Raw genomic sequence first — 542 nt, forward strand, 5'->3', positions numbered from 1 at the left:
ATCGATACCGCCGCGACCTTAGCGTCGACCTTTGATGTATTCGTTGATGTAACACTGACATCACCAGAACTCCATAACTCACTGTCGATGATACTCGCGCTCGTAGAGCCCTTAATCGTGTTAATCGCGTTTGCACCCGCACCCGATACTGAGATCGAGCCTGATGTGCTGTAACTCAGTGCAAAGGAAGCGGCAACAGACGTCGCGGTAATTTTTGCGTTTGAGTCAGCAAGCAGTGTGACGCTATCCAGTTTGCGTGTTTGTGAACCAATATCCACATTATCTATCGTTGCGAGTGTATTAGTGTGTACGTCATTATCAGCCAGCGATACCCCAATACTTAACGCGCCTGCACTCGAAGACGGTGAGTAACTCCCGGCAATAGATGCCCCAACTACGTTACTAATGATAGTTGAACTGTCTTTGGCAGTAACAGTGACTGAATCCGCCAGAATCGATTTGTTCGCTTCTGTCGCTGTAATCCCTGATGTGATGTCGACTTTTACATCGTTATCTGATGTCGAACCCACGCCACTGAGTGC

1 protein-coding gene is annotated in these 542 nt (G+C 48.2%); it reads right to left on the reverse strand.

Features of this window, described 5'->3' with window-relative positions:
• Nucleotides 1–542: hypothetical protein (locus ACP45E_RS01425; RefSeq protein ID WP_038125721.1), on the reverse strand; the 542-nt coding region annotated here is incomplete at both ends.

Source organism: Vibrio genomosp. F10 str. 9ZD137 (assembly GCF_049974785.1).
Classification (GTDB): Bacteria; Pseudomonadota; Gammaproteobacteria; order Enterobacterales; family Vibrionaceae; genus Vibrio.